This is a genomic window from Sphingobacterium wenxiniae (genome assembly GCF_900116225.1).
In the GTDB taxonomy this organism is placed as follows: Bacteria; Bacteroidota; Bacteroidia; order Sphingobacteriales; family Sphingobacteriaceae; genus Sphingobacterium; species Sphingobacterium wenxiniae.
On the sequence record NZ_FOZZ01000019.1, the window covers coordinates 38,183 to 41,599 of the forward strand.

At 38.7% G+C, this 3,417-nt stretch carries 3 protein-coding genes; all 3 read left to right on the top strand.

Annotation, left to right across the window (positions count from 1 at the left end; genetic code table 11):
• Positions 1-1,078 precede the first annotated feature (1,078 nt).
• Positions 1,079-1,600 carry a hypothetical protein gene (locus BM375_RS16770; RefSeq protein WP_139227633.1) on the top strand — a complete coding sequence of 174 codons (522 nt, stop codon included), beginning with the start codon at positions 1,079-1,081 and terminating at the stop codon, positions 1,598-1,600.
• A 19-nt stretch (positions 1,601-1,619) separates the two neighbouring features.
• Positions 1,620-2,420 carry a choice-of-anchor L domain-containing protein gene (locus BM375_RS16775; protein ID WP_139227635.1) on the top strand — a complete coding sequence of 267 codons (801 nt, stop codon included), beginning with the start codon at positions 1,620-1,622 and terminating at the stop codon, positions 2,418-2,420.
• Between the two features lie 24 nt (positions 2,421-2,444).
• On the top strand, positions 2,445-3,417 hold a 973-nt coding region (locus BM375_RS16780; protein WP_139227637.1), incomplete at its 3' end, for an Ig-like domain-containing protein.

Here is a 3,417-nt window from a genome sequence, read left to right on the forward strand (position 1 = left end):
TTGAGTCATGACCGAATGCAATCTGGTGATGACTTTTTTGTTTTTGGTAATGACCAATTCTAATGGGGTAATCACCTTTTCGCTTTGAGTCATGATCAAAATCCAATTTGGTCATTACTTTTTACTTTTAGTAACACTTTACACTTTTTTTAACACTATCCTACAAAAGCAAAAAAATAAACCTTAAAACACTATACAACCATATTTTTTTGTTTAAAATTCAATTGTAACAGTCCAAATATCCCCCCTAGGTAAACTATTTTACCTCAACACGCCTGCAATTAAAAACAATTTTTGATGCTTTGCCTTGTCGTAATAATACATCATCATGGTGTCGTGTGCGTGTGATAGACGTACTACCTAATGACAAGGTTTTTTAGCGAGCCCAACATGCTATGGTATCCCGAAAAGGCTGTGTTGTGCTCTTACCTTGTCGTTGACCCACTTGGCGTCAGTTCTATGTTATATGCTGTTTATGGGGGAATCTTGTTTTCTTGTATGAGATTCTGATTCTACTTTCAATTGTATTTCCTAGATTTTTCTTCATTTTAATAGCGAATCCTTTATTTTCCAATTGACGATAAACGATAAATTCTTACTTGTTTTTTCGTCTCAATTAAAGAAAAATCGATAATGCGTTTTTATGCAAATCTCTGAAAGAATACTTTGTAAAAAAATGTTAATTTTTTAGAATTCATTTCGTCCTCTTATAATGTCCACTTATTATTTTTATTTAATCGTCTGAAAACCATATTGTTTAAACTGTGTTTAGTCCCTTTGTAATTTTTTGATTTTACCATTAGGGTTTGCGATTTCTTGCAGTTGTACCTATAGGTGTCCACTAAAAAAGTAGGTGATTAGGTCTTTTTCTCCCAACCTTTATGCTCGCTAATGTAGCCAGGAGCATCGTTAAGCGATGTGTGTGAAATCGATAATTGTAGTACAGGTTTTATGGAGCATAGGTAGTTGAAAACTTCCTTCGCAGATACAGACGCTGTACCCAATGTTTAACTAATAAAAATTATAGGTGTGATCGTTGTGTGATGGGATGCCTAAAATAAAACTAATACAAAGTACTATGAAAGGAATGACAAAAATCGAAATGAAGCAATCACGTATCCATCGGGGATGGATTATTTCTGTGGTGGCGATATGCTGTTGTGTGTTAATGCTGTTGGGTGAGGCGAAGGGGCAGGATAATGCTGCCGTAACACCAGCTGTTCAGCAGAAATCTCAAGAAGATTTGCAGGCAATACAAAATTTCCTTTCATCTCCGCCAACTACTATGCTTAAGAGTAAAGGGATGAAGGTCATGTCACAAAAGGATAATTCATCCGGTGAGGAAGAGCTTCCGAATTGGTTAAAAGAGCTAAAGACTAAAAGCAAAGAAGAAGCAATGTTGCAGATATTGATTATGAAAAATGAATTGTTCCAACTAAATCAAGATATGCCTGTAAGGCGAAAACGCCTAAACGTTGAATCCTTTATAGGTTTTTTGGGATCAGTATTGAACAATGAGGACTTCTCTCGACTTAAAAACAATGAAGAACTGCTTAAACAGCTTGATTTGTTTGTTGAAGAAACACCTGAGAACCAATAACCAAACAAAAGTTACTGAGATGAAAAAAGTTATTAAATCTTTTGCCTTAAAGTGTGCAGTTGTTGCTCACTTAGTCATTTTATCAATGGTTTCTGGCGTGTTTGGGCAAGCAACGGTGGTAAACAATAATCCAAATGCAACACAAATTGCTGCAGGCTTAAATGCGAACGGTCTTGTCATCAACAATCCTCAAATTGTACGTGGAGGTAATAATAATCAGATTGCAATTTTTAGCAATGGTATTAACGGAGCAAACTTAGGTGTGGATGCGGGAGTTTTGTTTTCAACAGGACATGCTGTTAACGAGCTTACAAAGAAGAATTCAAGTTCGTCGTCATCATTACAGTCATCTGTATCTGCACAAACAGGTACATACAGTGATGCCCAATTAACTAATATAACGAGTAATGCGATTTATGATGCTGTTGTATATACATTTGATATTACGTTAACCGGTGGGGCTGATGCACTTCGGATTGCTTATCAATTTGGCTCAGAAGAGTACCCTGATTATGTTGGTTCTGTATACAATGATACATTTGGTTTCTTTGTGAGGAGGAAAGGGACGACCGGTGAGTGGATAAACATGGCTCGACTACCAAACGCTGCCCAGACCGTAACGGCTATCAATAAGGTGAACTTTGGAAAGCAAGGAAATAACTATTCAGGGACTGGTAATGGATACGAATCCAGTAATAGTAATCATTACGAAAGGAACGGACATACAACAGCTACTACCTCTGGCAATCCGAATCGATTGGTGCTTAATAACAACCCTGGTCCGTTTCCTATCCATGTAGAGTATAATGGTTTGACCTAACTGATTCAATATGACCTGTCTGGATTGATACAAGGCGGAACTTATGAATTTAAAATAGCAATCGCTGATGCCGGAGATCGGAATTTGGATGCGGGTGTTTTTGTATCTAAAATAGAAGGTGTGTTTGGTGCTGATCTCGCTATTCAGAAAGCAGTTGATAAATCGACTCCTTGTATAGGTGACATCGTTGAGTTTACATTAACAGCTAAAAATGTAGGACCTGCTGATGCTACTGGGGTGCAGGTGACTGATTTATTACCTAGTGGGTTTGAATATGATAGCCATACAGCACCATCTGGTACAACATATACTCCAAGTACTGGTATTTGGAATATTGGAAATTTGGCATTATATGGTGAGAGAGTATTAAAAATTAGAGCAAAAGTAAAAAGTGCAGGAGTTTATACAAATCAAGCAACGATTACGGGTACTAAAAATGATCCTGATGCGACTAATGATAAGGCTCAGGTAACTGTAGTGCCAAGCGTGCCACAAATAACGATTGGTACAGGAGGAGCGACAATTTGTGCTGGATCAACAACGCAACTTACAGGATCGGGAACTCCTGCAACTTCTGGAGCTTGGACTTCATCAAACCCTTCTGTAGCTACAGTAAATAATAGTGGCTTGGTTACAGGTGTTTCAGATGGTACCGCTACCATTACTTATAAAAATGCTAATGGCTGTACAGCAAATGTAGTAGTCGATGTTAAGCCGAAACCTACTGTAAATGTAGTAGACAATAAGGATTTCTGTAACGGCGCTTCGAGTCCGGTGGTTACCTTTGGCAGCAATGTAACGGGAACTACCTACAGCTGGACGAACGATAACACATCGATAGGTCTGGCTGCGAGCGGTACGGGCAACCTTCCCGCCTTTACGGCGACGAACACAGGCACGTCCCCTATAACGGCTACTATCACAGTTACGCCAAGTGCGAATGGATGTACAGGTACGCCTCGCACGTTTACGATCAAGGTCAATCCAACGGCTACAG